The following is a 22104-nucleotide window of genomic DNA, read 5'->3' as shown; positions in this document are numbered from 1 at the left end:
TCAGTATTGGTGACAGACCACCACAAGTATCCAACCTCAATTCTGTTCACAAGACCATCGTTGATGTTCTCGGCGAGCGATACCGTCGAATTTATTCTTAAAGTAGGTGCGGAATGACGGTTACAAAGCGACACAGCCGGTACGCGATCAGTTTGGTGCAAAATACCAGGATCTGATCAAGGCCGTGGAAGCGGTGAAATAGTCTATTGTTAATAATGCGGGCCAGTGTCAGGCTGGCTCGCCCATTATCCCTAATAGCATAATTAACCCCGGCAGACATTATTACGTTGCACAGTCTGAGTTTTGTCATGGGCTAAAGGCACGGACGATATCCCAATAATGGCACAGGATAATGGCGCAGGGTCGTACAGGTGGAAGCAATGGGCCGTATTTATATTTCTGCAATGGATATTCTCTATCTTATTGCCATGTGGATTTCCGGGCTAACGTTATTGGTCATGACGCTGATCATTCCCGTTGGCATTTTCGCACGCTATGCCTTGAACTCCGCCCTTTCCTGGCCGGAGCCGGTCGCCATTATTTGTATGGTGACCTTTACCTTTGTCGGTGCCGCCGTCAGTTACCGCGCCTGTTCGCATATTGCGGTAAGTATGGTGACCGATTGCCTGCCCGAGGGCGGCAAGCGCGTGTGCAGCTTTCTCACCAACATGCTGATGTTACTGATCAGCCTGTTTATTCTCTATTACAGCACGCAACTTTGCATCGAACTGTGGGAACAGCACGTGGCTGAGTTTCCGTTACTGACAGCAGGCGAGACCTATCTGCCGCTGCCGATAGGCTCTCTGATCACACTGCTGTTTATTGTCGAAAGAATATGCTTTGGTCCGCAGGATAAACGTCCTGTCGTGATGCTGGGCAGCGCTTAATTCGGAGGCATTACCATGGATGCATTTATTTTAGTTGCCACGCTGGCGGTGCTGCTCGCCGTTGGCGTACCCGTCGCCTATGCTGTGGGGCTCAGCGCCATTGTCGGCGCATTCTGGATTGATCTGCCGCTTGAAGCGGTGATGATCCAGATAACCAATGGGGTAAACAAATTCTCCCTGTTAGCCATTCCGTTCTTTATTCTGGCCGGGGCCATTATGGCGGAAGGCGGTATTGCCCGACGGTTGGTGAACTTCGCCTATATTTTTGTTGGATTTATTCGTGGCGGCCTGTCGCTGGTGAACATTGTGGCTTCCACCTTCTTTGGCGCCATCTCCGGTTCCTCGGTTGCCGACACGGCCTCCATCGGCTCAGTGATGATTCCCGAAATGGAGAAAAAAGGGTATCCGCGGGATTTTGCCGCCGCCGTGACCGCCAGCGTTTCGGTGCAGGCGATCCTCACACCGCCTAGCCACAACTCGGTCATTTACTCGCTGGCCACTGGCGGCACGGTGTCCATCGCGTCGCTGTTCATCGCGGGTATCATGCCCGGGCTGCTGCTGAGCTTTACCATCATGGTGATGTGCGTGGGCTTTGCCCATAAACGCGGCTATCCCAAAGGTGAGCGGGTACCTTTCAAGCAGGCACTGAAAATCTTTTTAGATACCCTGTGGGGCTTGATGACCGTGGTCATCATCATGGGAGGGATCCTCTCAGGGATCTTCACCGCCACCGAATCTGCGACGATTGCCTGCGTATGGTCGTTCTTTGTCACCATGTTTATCTACAAAGATTATACCTGGGCAGAGCTGCCGAAGCTGATGTACCGCACGGTGAAAACGGTCACCATCGTGATGATCCTGATCGGTTTTGCTGCGGCTTTCGGTGCTATCATGACCTACATGCAGTTACCGAGCCGTATCACTGATTTCTTTGCCTCTATCTCGGATAACAAGTACGTCATCCTCATGTACATCAATATCATGTTGCTGCTGCTCGGCACGTTGATGGACATGGCTCCGCTGATCCTGACGCCCGTATTGCTCCCAGTAGCCATTTCTCTGAGTATCGATCCGGTGCATTTTGGGATGATCATGCTGGTTAACCTGGGGATTGGCTTGATCACGCCGCCAGTGGGTTCCGTGCTGTTTGTTGCCAGCGCCGTGAGTAAATAGAAGATAGAACAGGTGGTAAAAGCCATGCTGCCCTTTTACTGCGGCCTATTCTTGGTGTTGATGCTGGTCACCTACATACCGGCCATTTCCCTGTGGCTACCCAAATTTTTCGGTGTTCACACCGGGTAACTCGGCTTTAATGCCGCCAGCCCTTCTGGCAAGAGGGGCTGGTACTTTCCTGATCCAGCATGACATCATTTCTACCTCTTCAAAAACAGTGACTCTGACCATTTTTCTCCCAGATGAAAAAAACGCCATCCCTCTCTTCTTCACACCATGCTAACGTAGCCGTTTCCATTCTCTTTGGTGAAACAGACATGAGCAGCAAGAAAACAGCAACGGCGCTGGTCTCATCAGGACGCAGCAAAAGATACACACAGGGATCGGTCAACAGCGTTATCCAACGCGCTTCATCGCTGATTTTTGAGACGGTTGGCGACAAGAAACAGGCCACCCTCAACCGGGCCAAAGGCGGTCTGTTTTACGGACGTCGCGGCACCCTGACACACTTCTCATTGCAGGAAGCGATGACGGAGCTGGAAGGTGGCGCGGGCTGTGCGCTCTATCCGTGCGGCGCAGCGGCGATCTCCAATGCGATCCTCTCCTTTGTTTCAGGCGGTGATCATGTGCTGGTGACCGGTTCCGTCTACGAACCGACTCAGGTGTTCTGCGATAATGTGCTGAGTAAATTCAATGTTGCCACCAGCTACTTTTATCCACTTATCGGTGCCGGTATTGCTGACCTGATTCAGGAAAACACCAAAGTGGTGTTCCTCGAATCTCCCGGTTCAATCACCATGGAAGTACACGATGTGCCAGCCATCGTCAGCGCAGTGCGTCGCGTTAACCCCGACATCGTGATCATCATGGATAACACTTGGGCGGCGGGCATTCTGTTTAAAGCACTTGAGTTTGGGATTGATATCTCCGTGCAGTCCGGCACCAAATATATCGTTGGTCACTCAGATGCCATGCTGGGTACCGCCGTTGCCAACGCACGCTGCTGGGATCAGTTGCGTGAGCACTCCTATCTGATGGGACAAATGGTCGATGCCGATACCGCTTACGTCGCCAGTCGCGGCCTGCGCACCCTCGGGGTTCGCCTCAAGCAGCATCAGGAGAGCAGCCTGCGCATCGCCCATTGGCTCGCTGCACGGCCAGAAGTGGCGGTCGTCAACCATCCGGCACTGCCGAGCTGTAAAGGACATGAGTTTTATGCCCGTGATTTCACCGGATGTAACGGATTGTTCTCCTTTGTGCTGAAGCAAAAGCTGAGCAAGGAGCAACTGTCCGACTATCTGGATAATTTTGTGCATTTCAGCATGGCCTATTCCTGGGGTGGTTTCGAATCCCTGATCCTGGCTAATCAGCCGGAGGATCTGGCTTCGATTCGTCCCGCTGGCGGCGTTGACTTCACCGGCACACTTATTCGGTTACATATCGGGCTTGAAGACTGTGATGATCTGATCGATGATTTGACAGCCGGATTCAACAGAATTCACAAAGTGTGACGGCGATATCCCTTGATATGGCTGCGGTGGTGTGTGTAAAGCGTGTATGATGAACGGAATAAGCAAGACAAAAAAACCGCTTTACACGAATAACAGAGCTTATGTCTGTCGCCGAAAGGCGTTCGTATTGGCGACACTAAGATCTTGGTCCTACGCTATTGCTTAGCGACACAGATTGATCCGTTCGGCGTTTGTGCGAGCAGGGTTGTACTTTGGGCCCCTACACCTGGCAGGAAGTAATATGAGTGTGGTTCACGACATCATTCAGGCGCTGTGGCAGCAAGATTTCAGTGCGTTGGCCGACCCCAATGTTATCTGGGTATCTACGGCATTCTTTTCACGACATTATTTCTGGAAAATGGCTTGCTGCCGGGAGACAGCCTGTTGCTGCTGACCGGGGCCATGATCGCCAAAGGTGTGATGAGCTTCGTGCCCACCATGTTCCTGCTTACCATCGCGGCCAGTCTCGGCTGCTGGCTCAGCTACCTGCAAGGTCGCTGGTTGGGAGATACGCGCATCGTGAAAGGGTGGCTGTTGCAACTGCCCGCACACTATCACCAACGTGCCTATCATATGTTCCATCGTCACGGTCTGGTGGCGTTGCTGATTGGCCGTTTTCTGGCTTTTATCCGCACCCTGTTGCCGACCATGGCGGGCATTTCTGGCCTCAAAATCCTGCGTTTTCAGTTGTTTAACTGGCTCAGCGGCTTTCTGTGGATGTTTGGTATCGTCACACTGGGTTATGCCATTAGCCATGTGCCACTGGTCAAGCGCTATGAAGACCAGGTGATGACCGCGCTTATCATTCTCCCCATTGTGTTACTGATCAGTGGATTGATTGGCATGCTGGTAATGTTGTGGCACAGAAGGCGCTCCGCCGCCTAACGCAGGACCTCTCCAGGCGTTTCTTCAACGGTACCCGCTACCCTCTGATTTTCTTGATGTTACGCGCAAGAAAAGCAGGTACCGTTATATCTCCTCGCCGCTTTGCTGCTATTTTCGGCTAGACTTAACCGACATGTCCTGTCCATTACGAACAGGGTTGAAGGGATACCATTCATCACCGTATCCGGTGGCTGAAATCCAACCGAGCCCTTGCCGACCTCGGCAGGGAGGATTCTCGAATAAAGGAGAATGACATGACAACGCAACCCATGATCAAACTGGCCGACGGCAACATTATGCCGCAGCTCGGCCTGGGCGTGTGGCAGGCGACACACGACCAAACGGTGGCCGCAGTGAGCGATGCGCTATACACCGGCTACCGAGCCATTGATACCGCCGCGATCTACAAAAACGAAGTTGGCGTCGGAGAGGCGCTACAGGCCAGAGCGCTGCCCCGCGATCAGCTGTTTATCACGACCAAACTGTGGAATACCGATCAGTCCGATCCGCAAAAAGCGCTGGAAGAGAGCCTGCAAAAGCTGCGGCTGGATTTTGTCGATCTCTATCTGATCCACTGGCCAGTGCCGGATCAGGATACCTATGTTGATGCCTGGTGCGGCCTGCTGCGTTTGCAGGAGCAGGGACTGGTGAAAAGTATTGGCGTGAGCAATTTTCATCCACACCATTTACAACGCCTGAAAGCAGAAACCGGCGTATTCCCGGTCATCAATCAGGTTGAGCTACACCCCTTGTTCCAGCAGCGCCAATTACACGACTGGAATGCCACGCACCAGATTCAAACCGAGTCCTGGAGTCCGCTGGCACAAGGAGGAGAAGGGGTATTCGAACAGCCGCTGATCCGTCAGCTCGCACTGAAATACGGCAAAACGCCTGCGCAGATCGTGATCCGCTGGCATTTAGATTTGGGTCTGGTGGTGATCCCCAAATCGGTTACCCCCACGCGCATCCGAGAAAATTTCGATGTGTTCGATTTCCGCCTCGACAAAGACGAGCTGGGCGAAATCGCCAAGCTGGATGCAGGCAAACGGCTGGGACCAGACCCGGATGTCCCACGCACCACGTTTCCGACCAAAGACTAACGTGGTTTCCGCCACTGCGGGTGGCGGAAATCCTTTTTTCCGCTGCACTCGACTACTCTCTTAAGATCGCTATCAAATAACAATCAGAATCCCCTCCAACATTAACAGACACCAAACTAGCTCCCCGCACCCGTTTATCAGGTAAAGACCCTATTGCATGCTTCATGGCGCAGTTCAGGCGTTCGTGTAATACCCAAACCCTATGAATGATGGAGATGTTACCGATGAAAAATGCAATCAAATATCTGCTCCTGGCGAGCATATTGAGCCTTACCGCGGGGGTTAATGCGCACATAGGCCACGATCGGATGTATTTCGACGACCCAGCAACAGGTCCGGATGTGGGCACACCAGAGTGGGTTCGCTGCCAGGCCCGAGGCGGTTGTCAATAATCTGACGAGACAGCCAGCCTCAACGGCAACGAGGCTGGCTGAGACACGGATTCAGTCCGATATCTGTATTTCGTAGATATCACTGCGACAGTAAATTTCACAATATTCGAGCAAGCCATTTTGCGCATTATAGGTATGCTGGCGATAAAACAGCAGCGGCATGCCTGGCTGAATATTTAACAAACGCGCTGTTTCAGCCTGACAGGCAATCGCCTTGATGCGCACCTTCTTTTTCGCCGGGAGAATTCCACGCTCCGCCCAGTATTGATAGAGCGAGTGCTCCAGAATCTCCGGCGCAGACAATAACGCCAACGGGATCCATGTGGTTTCCAGCAACACGGGTTCACCGTTGATCAATCGTACACGCCGCAGTTTGGTCACGCGCTCACCTTTCAAAGCAGGAACGCTGCTGGCGACGTCATCCGGTAAAAGCGTGGTGGTGCGCTCCAGCCAGCGATTACCGGCAATACCTCCGGCTTGCAACACCAGCTTGGTGAACCCGGCTTCTTCATCATCCAGTGAATAGTCAAGATGCTGGCTGATGCGCGTCCCGACGCCCTGCTGGCGCACAATCAATCCTTTTTCTTCCAACAGCGACAATGCGCGAGAGACCGTAACGCGAGAAATGTCCAACTGCTGCGCGATCGCGCGTTCAGCAGGAAAAAACTGCCCCGCCAGCGCTTTGTTCTGGTTGATACCCTGCTCCAAAACCATCGCCAATTGCATATAGCGCGGCGCTGTAGAGGGTTTCTCAAGTGTTTGCCTGACCCAACGAAATAGCTCCTTCATAGTACGGCCTTATAGTGTTTTTTTGCGCCACGGGTAGCATCCCCCCGACAGGTGTCAGCATGGCAAGAGCACATTACCACGAAACAAGACTCAGGACTGATATTGGTATCTCAATGGCATTTAATTGGACTTGCTTTTGTACTGTGGATTGTATACATTAAATACAGACGTGCCAACACCAGGGGGTAATTTAGTTGACCACAAAACAGCGTATCACGACACAGATCACAATAATGTCCTTGTTATTTAAGTAGATCGTGCGATGAGAACAGCGCTCAGAGCAGAAAATGTGAACTGAGCAGGTATGCCAGCGGTTGTCTCAATGGCATACGAAAGGACTCTTAGCAACACCAGGAAAAATACGTAGCGAAAATGTCGTGCAGTAGCAAAGAATACAACCAGAAGACAGTCCATTAACATGAAATGACATAAAGACAACACACAGCAATAAGCAGTACTTGGTGCCAGACTCTTAGGCACATAACAATACCTTTAACAGTCGTTTTATTTTGTCACTCGGTATCACACGTTTCACCCACGCATGAACTGAGAACAGGGGCAGTCATTCTATTTTGGCTGCTCCTTTATTTTTTCCATTCTGCCATCCAGGGCTCACCAGCACCACGCGCACTCCTCACACCGCAATTCAACAAACGCATTAAATTACTGTCTGTCCTGCCGTTCCGCTGCTATGTTTTAACATCGGATTCTCTTTTCGGCATGGCTGCCGTTATCAATAGTCACTGCATGCCTGCCCTTTCCGCCACCCGCTTCATTAAGGCCAACAAGGAGCCGCCGTCATGGGTGAAACACAGCAGAATAAGACTTGGCAAGTTGAAAATACGGGAATTGATATTGTTCCTGCTGCGGAACGCACAGGAAAACCATTAGAACTGTTCTGGATTTGGTGCGCTGCGAATATTGGTATTCTTGGCATCGTTTATGGTGCCATCATCGTCTCATTCGGATTATCGTTTATTCAGTCGCTGCTCGCCGCCATTGTAGGCGTTGCCAGCTTCGCACTGGTGGGATATACCTCGTTTGCCGGGCAAACGGGCCGCACGGCTACGTTGACCCTGTCGCGTGCGGTGTTTGGCCTGAAAGGCAATATCGCCCCTACCGCTTTTGGCTGGTTTACCCTTATGGGTTGGGAAGCCGTTAACCTCACCACCGGCACACTGACCCTGGTGGCCCTGTTTGAAGCCGTTGGCTTTACCAGCAGCACCACGCTGACTGCCATCTGCCTGATCCTGTTTGGCGGCCTGACCATTGTGGTGAGCATTCTTGGGCAAAACACCCTGATCCTGATGCAAAGCTGGATCACCAAAATCTTCGGCACCATGACGCTTATCGTTGTGGCCTATATCTTGTTTAACACCCCGTGGAATGTGGTACTGGCGCTGCCGTCTGGCAACTGGTTGACCGGTTTTCTCCCTGCCGTGTCCGTGATTGCGGCAGGCACCGGAGTGTGCTGGGCTATCGCCGGGGCGGATTACAGCCGCTATCAAAGCCCCACCACCACGCGCGGCAGCGTCTTTTTTGCCGTGGTCGGCGGCTCGGCGTTACCGCTCGTCCTGCTGATGCTGGCGGGCATTTTACTTTCTGCCCAGCTACCGGAGTTAACCAGTTCGGCTAACCCCATTGCCCTTATCGGAACCGTATTGCCAACGTGGATGTCAGTGCCCTATCTGCTGACGGCCACAGCGGGTATCGTCACTATCGCGGTACTCAGCCTCTATTCTGCCAGTCTCAACCTGTTGGCTATCGGCGTAAAACTGCGCCAGTCGGTGGCGGTTTCTCTGGATGCCGTGCTGGTGGTGGGCGTTGCTGTCTACGTTCTGTTTGTATCGCAGGATTTCCTTTCGCCGTTTATCGCCTTTCTGATCTTCTGCGGCCTGTTTCTCGGCCCGTGGTCTGCGGTGTTTATTCTGGACTATATCTACCTGCGCCAACGCGACGGCTACGATAACGACGCGCTGTTTGCCGTCAACGGCAAGAATAACGGCGTGCGCTGGGTGCCATTACTGTGCTGGCTATTGGGTGCCTTTGCCGGGCTGATGGTGACCAAAACCGGCTTTATTGATGGCCCGTGGGCAACCGGTATTTTCGAAAACTCCAGCCTTGGGCTGTTCCTCTCCTTCGGCGTCAGCGGCGTAACCTATGGCCTCTATGTCACGCTACAACCCAAGGAGAATCACTAATGCATGAAGGAAAAACGCTTCGACACGTGCTGGTGATCGGCGGTGCTTGTGGCGATATGCTGCTGGGCGTTCCACGCATGCCGCTCAGCGGCGAAGACGTGGAAGCCAAAGACAACGGGCTGCAAATCGGCGGCTGTGCCTTTAATGTCGCACGCGCGCTCACCCGTCTTGGCGCTCCGGTGCTCAACGGCATGCCGGTGGGCAACGGCACCTGGGGCAACGCAGTAGAAAGCGCCATGAAAGCGCTGCATCTGCCTGTGCTGATGCGCCACCCCGATATGGACAACGGCTGGTGTCTGGCGCTGGCGGAGCCGGGCGGTGAGCGCACGTTTATCAGTATCACTGGCTGTGAGGCCCATATCACCGCAGCGATGTTGCAACGTCTGCAACCCACCGCTGATATGCTTATTTATGTGAATGGCTACGAATTGTTTGGTACTGGCGGTGCCGCACTGCGCGCCTGGGTACTGGCACAGCCCCAGCAAAAACTGATCGATTTCGGCCCTCGTCTACCGGGCATTCCGCCCGGCTTTATTACTGCGCTGTTTGGCAGCCGCACGCTATTGACGCTAAACCGAGACGAGGCGCGTCACCTGCTGGGCGAAGGCGATATTATCGCGCTGGCACAGCACTACGCCGCGCGCAGTGGGCTTACGCTGATTTGTCGACTGTATAAGGACGGGGCATGGATTTGCCCGCCGGACGCCGAGCCGCAAGCAGTGGCACCGTATCCGGTCACGGTGGTAGACAGCATTGGCGCAGGTGATGCGCACTGTAGCGGGTTGCTGGCAGGCCTTTCTGCGGGCTGGACGCTGACGCAGGCGGTCGATTTGGCCAATCGCGTTGCCGCTTGTATGGTTTCCGTTCAAGGCTCGTCACAGCCTCCCGACTGGAAAACGCTAGACGAGTATTTCCCCGACGCCGCCCCGCTACCCGCCTTCCCCACGCGTTAAACCACAGGCACGCTTATTCGGTACGTCCCATTTGGGGCGTACTGCGGCTGGCGCGCCGAAACAGTGTCAGCAACGTTTTCACCTGTTCATCCAGCGGTGCCAGCGCCCGCCGGACAATCAGGTGCAGCGGCGTGGCGCGGCGCGTGCCGTGCCCTAATGCCAGCGTTTTTAACATTCCCGACGCCAGCGGTGCCGTAATCCACTCTTCCGGTAACCAGCCATAACCAACCTGATGCATCACCGCTTCAATCGCCGATTCTACGGTAGAGAACGTCCAATATTCAGTGGCCGCCGTTACCGCCAATGGCATGCTGTTTTCCCGGGAAGCGATTCGCACCAGCGGATAGCGCAACAGAGTTTCTTCACGTAACGGCGCAGGGAGTTGATGCAACGGGTGATCGCGGTGTGCCACGGCAACAAAATCGATGTTCATCAGCCATTCGCCCCGCCCCATCATATCTTCACGCCGCGTCAGTACCGCCACATCGGCATCCACGTCCCAGGATTGGTTCTCCAGTATCTCCGTCAGATGGAGATGGGTATCGGGGTGCAACTGCTGAAATTCACGTAAGATGGCAAACAACGTCTCACGGGGAAATACGTTATCGACCACCAGGTCGAGACGCGTGCGCACCCCCTTTTTAAGCGTGGCCGCCTGCGTTTCCACATAATGAAAGGCATTCAGTAGCGGCCTAACCTGCGCCAGCAGCAGCGCGCCGGCGGGGGTGATCTCCGCTTTGCGCCCTTTAGCCTCCAGCAATGCCACACCAAGGCGCTCCTGAAGCAGCGCCAGATTGTAGCTTACCGAAGACTGGCTGCGGTGCGTTGCCTGCGCCGCACGCGCAAAGCTGCCCAGCTCAATCACCTTATCTAGCAAGAACCATTGTTCCAGCGTTGTCTTGTGCATAATCAATCTACATTTTGGATGAATTAGATGAAAAATCAGCGTTATTAATTCACAGAGTGACGCAATATGATCCTGACATCAAGAATAAAAGGAGCAGGACCATGAGTACATTTGATAAGCACGATCTCAGCGATTTTGTCGGCAAACATCTGGTTTATACCTACGATAATGGCTGGAACTATGAGATTTACGTGAAGAACGACCACACGCTGGATTACCGCATTCACAGCGGCATCGTCGCTAACCGTTGGGTCAAGGATCAGTTTGCCCACATCGTTCGCGTTGCCCACAGCGTTTATAAAATTTCGTGGACGGAACCGACGGGCACCGATGTCAGCCTGATCGTGAATCTGGGCGATCGCCTGTTCCACGGCACCATCTTCTTCCCGCGTTGGGTTATCAACGATCCGCAAAAAACCGTGTGCTTCCAAAACGATCATATCCCGACCATGGAAGCCTACCGCGCTGCGGGCCCGGCCTACCCAACGGAAGTGATCGACGAGTTTGCCACCATTACTTTTGTGAGTGATTGCGGCCCCGATAACGAAAGCGTGATCGCTTGCCCGGCCAGCGAACTGCCGGTCAATTTTCCTGAAAATCTGAAGTAACCGATACCGCAGTCACGTAAGGAACGTCATGAAAATAAAACAGATTGCCTTGATTGGCGCGATAGTGACAGGCATTGCCTCCACATCCGCCAATGCTGCCCCACAGCAACTCCCCGGCTACACTCCAGGTGCCGAAGTCATTCAGATTGCCGCTACCCGCGGGCAAATCGATACCATCAGAAATGTGATTTACAGCCAGATCAAAGGCCCACGTGCGGTACGTCAGTTGAGGATGTCGTTTCTTATCCCGCGTACTGCCGCACCCAAACCGGCTATTGTCTATTTCCCCGGCGGCGGTTTTACCTCTGCCGATCATGAGAAATTTATCGAAATGCGCATGGCGCTAGCGCAGGCTGGTTTTGTGGTCGCTGCCGCAGAATATCGCACGGTGCCAGACACCTTCCCTGCGCCAGTACAAGACGGTAAAGCCGCTGTGCGTTACCTGCGCGAACACGCCGCAGAATATGGCATCGATCCGCAACGCATCGGCGTATTGGGCGATTCTGCAGGTGGATATCTGGCACAAATGCTGGGTGTAACCAACGGTGAAAAAACCTTCGATAAAGGGGATTATCTCAACCAATCCTCGGATGTACAGGCCGTGGTTACCCTCTATGGGCTCTCCAATCTGCTCAACATCGGCGCTGGCTTCCCAGAGAATATTCAGGATGTACACCGCTCACCGGCGTCAACCGAAGCACTGTTGGTTAACGGTGCGGCCTTCCGAGATTTCCCCGGTGCTGCTATCGGCAAGGATGAGAAAAAAGCCCTTAACGCCAGCCCCATGGGGCACATTAGCGGCAAAAAACCGCCGTTCCTGATCATGCACGGCAGCGCGGATACACTGGTTTCCCCGGTACAAAGTGCTCAGTTGTTTAAGGCATTAAAAGACGGCGGAAATCCGGCAGAGTATGTGTTGCTGGAAGGTGCGAATCACGGCGATTTGCCGTGGTATCAAGAGCCGCTGATTCATCGTGTGGTGGACTGGTTTAAACAGACGCTGAAGGTTTCTGCAACGCAGCCCGCAGCAACTGCGCAACAGAATCCAAACGCCAATTTGTAATACACAACGGTAATACAAAACAAAGGGGGCCATGCGCCCCCTTGTAGTGCCATTTTACTGCACCACCAACTGTCCGGTGGAACCACGATCCGCCATCTCCAGCGTGTGGCTGTAGTAGAGGAACGGGAATGACGCCGATGACGATTGGGTGAAATAAACCAACAGTTCGGCATCGCCGTCCACCCACACCGTGTCTTTCCAGCCACTCTGATCGGCAGCAGGAGCAGCGCCGTTGATGCTGCGCACCAGAAACATCGCCCCCTGAATGTGGAACGGCTGTGGTGAATCGGCGTGAACGATCCAGCGTTCACAGCGTCCTTCCTGCGTCTGTACATCCGTGCGCGTCATATCCCACATCGCACCGTTAATCCCCGGCAGGCTATCACCCAGACGGAACTCCCGCGTCCGACTGATATTGGGGGGCAGCACAATATCCGTCAGCAAACGGGCGGGAAGATTGTTCGTCACCAGTGGCAGCAAACCGGTGGGTTTTAACGTCAGTATCTGCGTTGACACCAGGATGCTGGAGGGCTCAAACAAGCCACGCAGTCGTTCCATCAACATTGCCGCATCGCCTGCCGTCAAGGTCACTTCACCGCCCTGGGACATATCAATCAGAATTTCACGGCGTTCACCCGGCGCGAGGGAAACCTGATTCAGCGCCAACGGCAGCGGTAAAAAACCCAAATCGCTGGCGATAAGGTACATCGGGCGGCCGTCGCTCAGGCGCATCACGTAACGGCGCGCATTTGACGCATTCAGCAAACGCAGACGCACCCAACCGCGTGAGACTTCGACAAACGGTTCTTGCACACCGTTTACCAGCAACGTATCACCGACGAAGCCTCCGCTACTGGGCGGGTTGTAGACCGGAACGCCAAAGTTATCCAGGCGCTTATCCTGAATAATCAGCGGAAAATCATCCACGCCGTAGTGATTCGGAATAGGTAGGCTCTTGCTGGTGCTGTCTTCTACCAGCCACAGTCCGGCCAGTCCCTGATAAACGTGCGGTGCCATACTATTCGGCGTATTGGCGTGATACCAGCAGGTAGCCGCTGCCTGCCGAATCGGCAGCACGGGAGCCCAGTCGGTCCCCGGAGAGATCATTCTCCCAGCTCCGCCCATCAACGTGCCTGGCACCTGCAAGCCGCTGACGGTCATGGAGACCGGCTCATTCAGGCGGTTGCCGTAGATCAGTTTGACATCATCGCCGCTGAACACTTTTACCGTCGGGCCGAGGTAGCGTCCGTTAACGCCCCACACCGAGGTTTTACGGTCACCGGAAAACGCCCAGTGCGCGCGCTGCATGGTCAAAAAAAGCGGCTGCCCGCGGCGAGACTCCAACAGCGGCGGGATGGGGAGCGCATTTTGCTTACCCTTTGCCTGCGCCGTCGCAGGTAGCCCGCTTGCACACACCATAAGCCCCGATGCCTGAATAAACTGACGGCGGCTAAGTGACATAAAAACTCCGTAATCTTGCTAACCAACCGTGTACGCCCGCCAACGCAGAGGGCATAAAAAACATTAACGCTTCGCCGCTTTCTCCCGCTCAGCCACTTCAGCATTCAGTTCAACCAAACGCGCCGCCATCACATCATGACAATGCGCGGCCAGCTCTCGCACCTGCTCTTTACCGTACGCAGAGGCGTCAATCGGTGGCAGCATTTCAACGATAACATGACCGTTATTCCACCGGTTCAGTTTGACTTTATTGTGCGTGTCGGTCACACAAATAGGCACAATCAGTACGCCTGCACTAATCGAGGCATGGAACGCCCCGGTCTTGAACGGCATTAGCCCACGACCACGGCTGCGCGTGCCTTCTGGAAACATCCAGACAGAAATATTGCGCTCTTTGATGTGTTGAACGACTTGCGCAATAGTGCCGTGCGCCTTGGCGCGGTTTTCTCTGTTAATCAGCAAGTTACCTGCCAGCCAGTAGAGCGAACCAAAGAAAGGGATCCACACCAGGCTTTTTTTACCGACCGTAACCGTGCCAGGCTGCACCGCATTTGCCGCCGTCACCATATCGTAGTTGTTCTGATGGTTGGCAATGTAAATGCAGTTGCCATAGTTTCCCGCATCCGCAGGCACTCTGACTTCTACTTTTAGGCCAAACAGGGTCGAGAGCCGCCCAAACGCATGACCAAAGGTCGCCACGTGGCGCGGATTCTTCGGGCTAAACAGGCAGTAAATCGTACCGAACAGGCAAATCAGAATGGAAAAAATCACCACTACCACAAAACGGATAATGAATAACATAACGACCTCATAAGCCAACCGCCGCCGCTAGTATAGCGACTTCGGCATAAAACACACGGGTAATCCTTTGCCGTGGTACCCGCGCCATCGGCCAGGTAACAAAGGGGAGAGATGCCTGATACCGCCATCGGGTGATATCAGGCAACGCATTACTCCTCGCTGTCATCCTTCGGCGCTGGAGGCGCATCAACCTCAATACGGTCAATGTCTTGCAGTCCGCGCAGCAGGGTGCCTTTACGACCCCGCTCACCGTGATGTTCGCTTGCGCGCACCACAATTTTGCGCTTAACGGAATACAGCTTCACCGTCGCTTGCGGCCACACCACCAACAGGAGAGCCAAGCGATCCTTGCCTTCCGCGAAGTCCGCCGAGGAGATGGAGATGATCTTGTTGCCTTTGCCTTTCGACAACTGGGGCAGATCGGACACCGGGAACACCAACACGCGACCCGCCGCAGTGACCGCCATCAGCAGGTCGTCTTCGCGCTCTATCACGATCGGCGCCAGCGCTTTGGCGTTGTCCGGCAGCGTGATCATCGCTTTACCGGCACGGTTGCGCGCCACCAGATCGTTGAACGTGCAAACAAACCCGTAGCCAGCATCGGACGCCATCAACAGGCGCTGTTCATCCGCGGCCATCAGCACATGCTCAATACTGGCACCCGGTTGCGGCGTCAGTTTGCCGGTCAGCGGTTCACCCTGACCACGCGCCGACGGCAACGTGATCGGATCGAGCGCATAGCTACGTCCCGTTGAGTCGATAAACACCACTGGCTGGTTGCTCTTGCCGCGCGCGGCGGCGCGGAAGCTATCGCCCGCTTTAAAGCTCAACCCGGAAGGATCGATATCGTGCCCTTTCGCGCTGCGCACCCAGCCCATTTCTGATAACACGATAGTGACCGGTTCAGACGGTACGAAATCGTGCTCACTCATGGCCTTGGCTTCCGCACGCTCATGCAGCGGCGAACGGCGATCGTCGCCATACAATTCAGCATCCGACTGAATCTCTTTTTTCAGCAGATTGTTGAGCTTGCGTTCTGATGCCAGCAGCGCCTGAAGCTGATCGCGCTCTTTTTCCAAATCGTGTTGCTCGCCACGGATTTTCATCTCTTCCAGGCGCGCCAAATGCCGCAATTTTAATTCCAGAATGGCTTCAGCCTGGGTATCACTCAGGCCATAGCGGCGCATCAGTTCCGCTTTGGGCTCATCCTCGGTGCGGATGATATGGATAACGTCATCAATGTTCAGGAACGCAATCAACAAACCTTCCAGAATGTGCAAACGCTTGAGCACTTTTTCCAGACGATAGTTAAGGCGGCGGCGCACCGTATCACGGCGGAACACCAGCCATTCGCTCAGGATCTCCACCAGCTCTTTCACGGCGGGACGGTTATCCAGACCGATCATGTTCATGTTGATGCGGTAGCTTTTTTCCAGATCGGTGGTGGCAAACAGGTGGTTCATTACCTGATCGAGGTCGATCCGGTTAGATCGCGGCACCAGCACCAGACGCGTCGGATTTTCATGATCCGATTCATCGCGTAAATCATCGATCATCGGCAGCTTTTTCGCCCGCATTTGGCTGGCGATCTGCTCTAACACTTTCGCCCCCGAGACCTGATGCGGCAACGCGGTGATCACCACTTCGCCGTCTTCTTTCTTCCACAGAGCACGCATCCGCACGGAACCACGCCCCTGCTCATAAACGCGCCGCAGCTCATCACGCGGCGTGATGATTTCAGCTTCAGTGGGGAAATCCGGCCCCTGGACGAACTGCAACAGATCGTCGAGCGAGGATTCCGGTTTTTCCAGTAGCGCAACGGCGGCGGCCGCCACTTCGCGCACGTTATGCGGTGGGATATCCGTCGCCATCCCGACCGCAATGCCGGTGGTGCCGTTAAGTAAAATGTTGGGCAGACGCGCAGGCAACATTTTCGGCTCCTGCAAGGTGCCGTCAAAGTTGGGCTGATACTCGACGGTGCCTTGCCCCAACTCCCCCAGCAGCACTTCGGCGTATTTGGAGAGGCGCGATTCGGTATAACGCATCGCCGCAAAGGATTTCGGATCGTCCGGTGCCCCCCAGTTCCCTTGACCGTCCACCAGCGGATAGCGGTAAGAGAAAGGCTGCGCCATCAGCACCATTGCTTCATAGCAGGCGCTGTCACCGTGCGGATGGTATTTCCCCAGCACGTCCCCCACGGTACGGGCGGATTTCTTAAACTTGGCGCTGGCGCTCAATCCCAGTTCCGACATCGCATACACGATGCGGCGTTGCACCGGCTTAAGGCCGTCACCAATAAAAGGCAGCGCCCTGTCCATGATGACGTACATGGAGTAGTTCAGGTACGCATTTTCTGTAAACGTATGCAGCGCAAGACGTTCTGCGCCGTCATGAGTTATCTCACTCATCGATAATCCTTACGCGGTGACTCAATGATCATGCCAAAACAGGTCATCTAAAAAGGCTTAATTCCCGCAACGCGCGCGGTAATGTATGCGCAGATAGTACAGCATCTTGCCAGCCACTGTCACAAACCTCAGGTGTCTTCCTCCCTTAACACTTCATCAATCGTCGTTGAGTTCCTGCATTAAGAAATCTTAATGCCGCAATCGCGGTGATAATGATTATATTTGCTATATGCTAATTATTATCATTTAGATATACGCGGCATCCTACCGCACCGATGACAATATCGGCACCGCCATTTTTACGAACCCAAACCATCGCGAACCCAAGAGCTCTATCATGTTAAATCATAAGAATATGAATAACATTTTGCTGACCGGCGTCCTGTCCGGCTTGGCATTTGGTGCCAATGCGGCGCAAAGCGCGCAGGGCAAATCGGATACTGCCCAGAAAGAGTCCCAGGACACCATGACGGTACTTTCTCCCCGCGTGGAGCGAGAAGCGGGCACGAAAACCACCCTGACGGCCAACGACCTCTTGAAAGAAGGTGGCAATACCTTCGGCAATATCATGCGCTATCAGCCGCTGGTGAGCGCACCGGGCGTCAGCGCCGGGGCTACCGCAGGCAAAAGCAGCTACGATCGCGGTGGCTATAGCGGCTACAATATTCGCGGGCTGGAAAACAACCGCGTCTCTATCGATATCGATGGCGTTGAACTTCCCGCAGGGACCGATCGCGGTACTTCCACGCCGAGCGGTCGCGTTCAGGCAGGCAGCACTGGCATCGGCCGCGGTGATTACCTTGATCCCTACCTGTACGGCTCAGTAGATATCGCCTCCGGTGCTACCGACGTGTCTAACAGCAATAACGCACTGGGCGGCTCTGTTTCATTTATGCCTAAATCGCCGGATAACTTCCTCAGCAGCGATAAACACAGCTATTTTGGCTATCAGGCTGGATATGACTCCGCCGATCGCAGTTTCCACAACGGGATTACCGCCGCTGGCGGTGACGACACCCTGCGCGGCGTGGTGGTCTACAGCCGCCGTGACGGTAATGAAACTGAAAATCACAGTGATGCTACCATCGACAGCAATCCGGCCAACTGGCACTCTAACGCCGTGCTGGCCTCCGGCATCTGGCAGGCAACCGACCTGCACCAGCTAACCGGCACCGTGGACTATTACGAGAAGTTTAACCACAGCAACTTCCCCACCTGGAATGTCAGCGCCTCTGGCAGTTCTTCTCGTGATGGCAGCACCTCATTCCAGGACAGTAAAACGCGCCGTTGGGGCGTGAGCGTTGCCGATCTGTATACGCCAACTGACGGTCTGCTGTTTGACAGCCTGAACAGCAAACTGTTCTTTAGCAAAACCGAAGCCCACGACTACACCATCAGCAATGCTGCGTCACCAACTCAGGTGTGGAGCGGTTATGATACCAACACCCTTGGGCTGGAAAGCAAAGCGACCAAAGAGTGGCGTAACCATCGGTTTAGCTATGGTGTCAATATTCGCCAATCTGAATCCGAAAGACCGCTGACAGCACAAAACATTGTGGCAGATGGGCTACCTATTCAATTGGGCCGCCCTCAAGCAGACAGCAAAATCATTAATGCTGGTGCTTTTGTGCAGGATAAGATGACCTGGGATGTGGCTGGACGCGATTTCTCAGTGATCCCTGCGGTGCGTTTCGCCTGGCAGCACGCCAAGCCAGAAAATACCGATAACTTGTTTACCAATACTAATGGCAACGTAACGGCAAATAACACTGCCAATATGTACGGCACCAATGCCGATGGACAGATCTTGCCTGCGCTGACCTTCTAGTACAATCTGAAACCGGATCTGCTGGCCTATGTGCAGTATAAGCGCGGCGCTCAGTTCCCGAACGCCGGACAACTGTATGGTGCCTGGTCCTTGGGTTATATGGGCACCTCAAGCTCTTATGCCACGATCGGCGATCCTAATCTGAAAACCGAAACCAGCGATAACTATGAGCTGGGGCTGAAAGGCCGTATTGTGGAAGGGGTAACGCTTAGCGCTGCCGCGTTCTATAACGATTACAAAAACTTTATCGCCAATGGCTACTATCGCCGTGCAGGAAATCCCGACCTGTTTGCCAATCTGCCAAACACCATCAGTACCCTCTATCTCACCGAAAACCGCGATAAAGCCTATATCTACGGTGGCGAGCTGAGTGCACGTTTCGAACTGGGCACCTGGTTTGAACAGGCCAAAGGGTTCAGCGCCCGTCTGGCTTACGGCTATACCCAGGGTGCCTCGAAATCCAGCGCCTCCGGTGACCGCTACGTCAATCTCGACACCGTCACGCCACAAAAAGCCGTGGTTGGGCTGGCCTATGACGATCCGAGCAACACCTATGGCGCTGCGTTGATCACCACCTTTACCAAAGGAAAAACCGCCGATTATGCCGCAGGCCGTAAACGCGTGGGCAACGGTAATGTTCTTGGCTCCGACAATTACACCTTTATGCACATGCCGGGCTATGGTTTGGTGGATTTGACCGCGTACTATCGCATTACCAAAAACGTGCGCGTCAACGGCGGTATCTACAACCTGACTGACCGTAAATATTGGGATTACCAGAACAGCCGCAACATTGAGGCACCGACCAATACCGATCCCAATAACGCACATTATTACGATCAGCAGTTGTCCATTGCACCGGGACGCACCTTCCAATTGGGCATGAGCGTCGATTTCTAATCAGCGTGTTTATTGCGTGAAGTGAGATAAACGCAAAACGCGTCCTTGTCAGGGCAGGAAAGCCGATACGTTGGTTTTACTGCCCTTTTTACTTATTGGTTGCCTGACTCACGGGGCATAAAATCCTTGATTTATTGACTGCCAGTCAAGAGTGTTGTGCGATTACACCCGTTTTTCATCCTAAGCCTGCGCACTACACTGCCTTACTTTCATTAAGCAATCGGGATCATCGTCACCATGCAAAACATTCTGCTGATCAACGCCAGCAAATCCTTTGGTCACTCCAAGGGCCAATTGAACAACACGCTCGCGGATTTTGCCGCCACCTTGCTCAGCGAACAGGGCCATAACGTACAGGTGACTCACGTCGATCAGAGCTACAATCTGGACGAAGAGGTACAGCGCTTTTTGTGGGCAGACACCGTCATTTATCAAATGCCGGGATGGTGGATGGACGTACCGTGGATCCTGAAGAAATACGTCGATGAGGTGTTTACTCACGGTCACGGATCGCTGTATGCCAGCGATGGCCGCACCCGCTCAGACGCCAGCAAAAAATACGGCTCCGGCGGTCTGCTGCAAGGGCGGAATTATATGTTGTCCCTGACCTGGAACGCGCCGTTGGAAGCCTTTACCGATCCCGACCAGTTCTTTCACGGTGTCGGTGTTGATGGCGTTTACCTGCCGTTCCGTTAACCTTGGCGTCGTTGTCTCTCCCGCCTTGATTCCGTTTATCGCCATTCATTACGGCTGGCACGGGGCGTTTCTGATTCTTGGGGCGGTGGGTTTTGTCTGGCTTATCCCGTGGTTTTTCCTGTTTGGCAAACCGCAAGATAAAGCCTCTGCCGAGGAACTGGCCTGGATCCGTCAGGACAAAGAAGAGCACGTCAGCGTGGAATCCATCAAATGGACGCACCTGCTGCGCTACCGTCAACTCTGGGCCTTTGCGCTGGGCAAGATGCTGACCGATCCCATCTGGTGGTTCTTCCTATTCTGGCTGCCAAAATGGCTGAACGAAACCCGTGATATCAATATGGCCGGATTGGGTGTGCCGTTGATCATGATCTATCTGTTTGCCATTGGCGGCAGTCTGGGCGCAGGCTGGTTGCCCGGCAAGCTGATGAATATGGGATTCAGCGCGGCGAAAGCTCGCAAAACCACCATGTTGATTTGCGCCTGTGCGGTCATACCGATTTTTGCCGCGACGCAGGTGGAAAGCCTGTGGCTGGCCGTTGCCCTCGTCGGGTTGGCTGCTGCTGCACACCAGGGCTGGTCAGCAAACCTGCTGACGTCAGTGTCCGATCTGTTCCCCAACGCGGCGGTGGGTTCGGTCGTCGGCATCGGCAGCACCTTTGGCATGATCGGCAGCGTGATTTTCTCCACGGTGATCGGTGCCGTACTCGAAGCATCAGGTAATTATTGGGCGCTGTTCGCCATCAGCTCCGTGGCCTATCTGGTCGCCTGGGGCGTGATGTACCTGCTGCTGATCCCCACGATGGAACGGGCGAAATTCAAATAACCGCGTAACACGCGCTATACCGAATCATGAGGGCGAATGCCCTCATGATGCGTGTAACACTGCCACTGACTGACGCTCGACCATGGCACACGCCAGCTCTATACGCCGCGGGATCGTCACGTTGCCAGCAATGATGTCCTGCAACAACTCCAGCGCAATAACGCCGATTTCCTGCACTGGCAAGTGCACCGTGGTCAGCGGCGGCGACGCAAACTCGGCCTGTGGCAAATCGTTCATCCCCACTACTGAGATATCCCCCGGCACATCCAGACCTAAGCGCTGTAACCCGTTAATGGCCCCTAACGCCAAAGAGTCATTGGCACACAGGATCGCCGTGCAGGTACGTTTTTTTTCGCGAAACCACGCTACCACCGCCTGCTCAGCCAGTTCGGGAAGCCAATCGGTCACGCTGATCACCTGCTGCTCGGAGCAGGGCAGTTGAAAATAACGCATCGACTCCTGCCAGCCCTCATGCCGTTGTTCAATGGTTCGCCGACCGGGATGGGTCAAAAACAGGATATCGCGATGCCCGTGTGACACCAGATAGTCAGCCGCCATCCGGGTTGCCGAGCGGTTACACGGCATCACGCTGGCCAGCGTTGGGGGATACCACCATAGTCAGCAGCCTGCCAGCGGCCATGATAGCCTTCAGACATAGGGCTTAGCAGTTCCGCCCCAATGTTGGCAGAGGCCTTCTTGGCTTCCTTTAAGGTCAAAG

At 54.2% G+C, this 22104-nt stretch carries 14 protein-coding genes and 4 pseudogenes; 12 read left to right on the top strand and 6 right to left on the bottom strand.

Annotated features, from left to right (window positions below):
• Nucleotides 1–380: 380 nt before the first annotated feature.
• The 5 genes and pseudogenes from ACTBDZ_RS06270 to dkgA all read left to right on the top strand — a co-directional run bounded on the left by ACTBDZ_RS06270 (nt 381) and on the right by dkgA (nt 5556).
• Nucleotides 381–887, top strand: coding sequence for a TRAP transporter small permease (locus tag ACTBDZ_RS06270; protein ID WP_438814672.1), 507 nt, complete (start codon nt 381–383; stop codon nt 885–887).
• A 15-nt stretch (nt 888–902) separates the two neighbouring features.
• A pseudogene (locus ACTBDZ_RS06265) lies at nt 903–2189 on the top strand (TRAP transporter large permease).
• A gap of 188 nt (nt 2190–2377) precedes the next feature.
• Nucleotides 2378–3571 (top strand): cystathionine beta-lyase, encoded by a 1194-nt coding sequence (gene metC, locus ACTBDZ_RS06260; protein WP_438814674.1) that lies wholly within the window; start codon nt 2378–2380, stop codon nt 3569–3571.
• Between the two features lie 241 nt (nt 3572–3812).
• Nucleotides 3813–4456: pseudogene (locus ACTBDZ_RS06255) on the top strand (DedA family protein).
• 254 nt (nt 4457–4710) lie between these two features.
• Nucleotides 4711–5556: a 2,5-didehydrogluconate reductase DkgA gene (gene dkgA / locus ACTBDZ_RS06250; protein WP_438814671.1), complete on the top strand. Its 846-nt coding sequence runs from the start codon at nt 4711–4713 to the stop codon at nt 5554–5556.
• A gap of 443 nt (nt 5557–5999) precedes the next feature.
• On the opposite strand, the gene ACTBDZ_RS06245 is transcribed toward dkgA, so the two are convergent.
• Nucleotides 6000–6737 carry a GntR family transcriptional regulator gene (locus ACTBDZ_RS06245; RefSeq protein ID WP_438814670.1) on the bottom strand — a complete coding sequence of 246 codons (738 nt, stop codon included), beginning with the start codon at nt 6735–6737 and terminating at the stop codon, nt 6000–6002.
• 800 nt (nt 6738–7537) lie between these two features.
• Between ACTBDZ_RS06245 and ACTBDZ_RS06240 the strand changes: the two genes are divergently transcribed.
• Together ACTBDZ_RS06240 and ACTBDZ_RS06235 are read left to right on the top strand one after the other, a co-directional pair.
• A complete protein-coding gene (locus ACTBDZ_RS06240) occupies nt 7538–8938 on the top strand; it encodes a purine-cytosine permease family protein (protein ID WP_438814669.1) in 1401 nt (466 codons plus the stop codon).
• Entirely contained in the window at nt 8938–9891 is a 954-nt protein-coding gene (locus tag ACTBDZ_RS06235; protein ID WP_438814668.1) for a PfkB family carbohydrate kinase, read from the top strand. Before ACTBDZ_RS06240 ends, ACTBDZ_RS06235 begins: the two co-directional genes overlap by 1 nt.
• A 13-nt stretch (nt 9892–9904) precedes the next feature.
• Here ACTBDZ_RS06235 and ACTBDZ_RS06230 read toward each other — a convergent pair whose 3' ends face one another.
• On the bottom strand, nt 9905–10798 hold the full coding sequence (locus tag ACTBDZ_RS06230; RefSeq protein ID WP_438814667.1) for a LysR family transcriptional regulator: 894 nt from the start codon (nt 10796–10798) through the stop codon (nt 9905–9907).
• A gap of 101 nt (nt 10799–10899) precedes the next feature.
• Here ACTBDZ_RS06230 and ACTBDZ_RS06225 point away from each other — a divergent pair, with 101 nt between their 5' ends.
• The gene (locus tag ACTBDZ_RS06225; RefSeq protein WP_438814666.1) at nt 10900–11406 is read left to right on the top strand and encodes a phenolic acid decarboxylase; all 507 of its coding nucleotides are present in this window, start codon (nt 10900–10902) and stop codon (nt 11404–11406) included.
• A gap of 28 nt (nt 11407–11434) precedes the next feature.
• Nucleotides 11435–12469, top strand: a complete 1035-nt coding sequence (locus ACTBDZ_RS06220) for an alpha/beta hydrolase (protein ID WP_438814665.1) — start codon at nt 11435–11437, stop codon at nt 12467–12469.
• A 54-nt stretch (nt 12470–12523) separates the two neighbouring features.
• Here ACTBDZ_RS06220 and ftsP read toward each other — a convergent pair whose 3' ends face one another.
• From ftsP to parC, 3 genes are all read right to left on the bottom strand, one after another.
• The gene (ftsP, locus tag ACTBDZ_RS06215; RefSeq protein ID WP_438814664.1) at nt 12524–13930 is read right to left on the bottom strand and encodes a cell division protein FtsP; all 1407 of its coding nucleotides are present in this window, start codon (nt 13928–13930) and stop codon (nt 12524–12526) included.
• 63 nt (nt 13931–13993) lie between these two features.
• Nucleotides 13994–14731 carry a 1-acylglycerol-3-phosphate O-acyltransferase gene (locus ACTBDZ_RS06210; protein WP_438814663.1) on the bottom strand — a complete coding sequence of 246 codons (738 nt, stop codon included), beginning with the start codon at nt 14729–14731 and terminating at the stop codon, nt 13994–13996.
• A gap of 149 nt (nt 14732–14880) precedes the next feature.
• Nucleotides 14881–17139: a DNA topoisomerase IV subunit A gene (parC, locus tag ACTBDZ_RS06205; RefSeq protein ID WP_438814662.1), complete on the bottom strand. Its 2259-nt coding sequence runs from the start codon at nt 17137–17139 to the stop codon at nt 14881–14883.
• Nucleotides 17140–17476: 337 nt separating this feature from the next.
• On the opposite strand from parC, the pseudogene ACTBDZ_RS06200 reads away from it, so the two are divergent.
• The 3 genes and pseudogenes from ACTBDZ_RS06200 to ACTBDZ_RS06190 all read left to right on the top strand — a co-directional run bounded on the left by ACTBDZ_RS06200 (nt 17477) and on the right by ACTBDZ_RS06190 (nt 21386).
• Nucleotides 17477–19867: pseudogene (locus ACTBDZ_RS06200) on the top strand (TonB-dependent receptor domain-containing protein).
• 237 nt (nt 19868–20104) lie between these two features.
• Nucleotides 20105–20557: pseudogene (locus ACTBDZ_RS06195) on the top strand (NAD(P)H-dependent oxidoreductase); the annotation flags it as partial.
• Nucleotides 20538–21386: an MFS transporter gene (locus ACTBDZ_RS06190; protein WP_438814661.1), complete on the top strand. Its 849-nt coding sequence runs from the start codon at nt 20538–20540 to the stop codon at nt 21384–21386. The pseudogene ACTBDZ_RS06195 and the gene ACTBDZ_RS06190, both read left to right, overlap by 20 nt.
• A 42-nt stretch (nt 21387–21428) precedes the next feature.
• Here the strand turns inward: ACTBDZ_RS06190 and ACTBDZ_RS06185 are convergent, their stop codons facing one another.
• Nucleotides 21429–21983, bottom strand: a complete 555-nt coding sequence (locus ACTBDZ_RS06185; protein WP_438814673.1) for a LacI family DNA-binding transcriptional regulator — start codon at nt 21981–21983, stop codon at nt 21429–21431.
• Nucleotides 21984–22104 lie beyond the last annotated feature (121 nt).

Origin of the sequence: Symbiopectobacterium sp., from assembly GCF_051710365.1 — a bacterium.
Classification (GTDB): domain Bacteria; phylum Pseudomonadota; class Gammaproteobacteria; order Enterobacterales; family Enterobacteriaceae; genus Symbiopectobacterium.
This window is presented reverse-complemented; position numbering and strand designations above follow the sequence as displayed.

What these genes read in the sequence shown, in the direction of transcription:
- ACTBDZ_RS06225 (WP_438814666.1), top strand. Translation starts at nt 10,900, where the DNA reads ATGAGTACATTTGATAAGCACGATCTCAGCGATTTTGTCGGCAAACAT.
- ftsP (WP_438814664.1), bottom strand. Translation starts at nt 13,930, where the DNA reads ATGTCACTTAGCCGCCGTCAGTTTATTCAGGCATCGGGGCTTATGGTG.
- ACTBDZ_RS06245 (WP_438814670.1), bottom strand. Translation starts at nt 6,737, where the DNA reads ATGAAGGAGCTATTTCGTTGGGTCAGGCAAACACTTGAGAAACCCTCT.
- parC (WP_438814662.1), bottom strand. Translation starts at nt 17,139, where the DNA reads ATGAGTGAGATAACTCATGACGGCGCAGAACGTCTTGCGCTGCATACG.
- ACTBDZ_RS06230 (WP_438814667.1), bottom strand. Translation starts at nt 10,798, where the DNA reads ATGCACAAGACAACGCTGGAACAATGGTTCTTGCTAGATAAGGTGATT.
- metC (WP_438814674.1), top strand. Translation starts at nt 2,378, where the DNA reads ATGAGCAGCAAGAAAACAGCAACGGCGCTGGTCTCATCAGGACGCAGC.
- ACTBDZ_RS06270 (WP_438814672.1), top strand. Translation starts at nt 381, where the DNA reads ATGGGCCGTATTTATATTTCTGCAATGGATATTCTCTATCTTATTGCC.
- dkgA (WP_438814671.1), top strand. Translation starts at nt 4,711, where the DNA reads ATGACAACGCAACCCATGATCAAACTGGCCGACGGCAACATTATGCCG.
- ACTBDZ_RS06235 (WP_438814668.1), top strand. Translation starts at nt 8,938, where the DNA reads ATGCATGAAGGAAAAACGCTTCGACACGTGCTGGTGATCGGCGGTGCT.
- ACTBDZ_RS06240 (WP_438814669.1), top strand. Translation starts at nt 7,538, where the DNA reads ATGGGTGAAACACAGCAGAATAAGACTTGGCAAGTTGAAAATACGGGA.
- ACTBDZ_RS06190 (WP_438814661.1), top strand. Translation starts at nt 20,538, where the DNA reads ATGGCGTTTACCTGCCGTTCCGTTAACCTTGGCGTCGTTGTCTCTCCC.
- ACTBDZ_RS06210 (WP_438814663.1), bottom strand. Translation starts at nt 14,731, where the DNA reads ATGTTATTCATTATCCGTTTTGTGGTAGTGGTGATTTTTTCCATTCTG.
- ACTBDZ_RS06220 (WP_438814665.1), top strand. Translation starts at nt 11,435, where the DNA reads ATGAAAATAAAACAGATTGCCTTGATTGGCGCGATAGTGACAGGCATT.